General features: G+C 53.6%; 1 rRNA gene. It reads left to right on the top strand.

Annotation, left to right across the window (positions count from 1 at the left end):
* Positions 1–103, top strand: a 5S ribosomal RNA gene (gene rrf / locus AC1VXC_RS21110); the annotation flags it as partial.
* Positions 104–399: the final 296 nt, after the last annotated feature.

The following is a 399-nucleotide window of genomic DNA, read 5'->3' as shown; positions in this document are numbered from 1 at the left end:
AGCGCTGTGGAACCACCCGATCCCATCCCGAACTCGGAAGTGAAACGCAGCCGCGCCGATGGTAGTGCAGCCTAAGCTGTGCGAGAGTAGGTCATCGTCAGGGTTTTTATCCTCAAACCCCGCTGCTCGCGCAGCGGGGTTTGTCTTTTTATGTAAGCCAGGGGTTTTTGAGCCTGGGTTAGCTCAACAACTTCACGAAGAACCTCAAGTTCATCAAATAAGGTGTTGACGGAAACAAAAAGTCTGCCATAATAGGCGGCTCGCTTCGACGAAAAGCCTTCGGGCTCAACCTTGAAGCCGCCGAGTCAACAGCCTCTCAAAAAGGTGTTGACGAAGCAGAAAAGCCGGCTATAATGGGCGGCTCGCTACGACGGAAACGTCGCAGCCTACGAAGATGGC

This window comes from Stenotrophomonas sp. STEN033, from assembly GCF_056856655.1.
The sequence above is the reverse complement of the archived record's forward strand: the minus strand, read 5'-3'. Positions and strand labels throughout refer to the sequence as shown.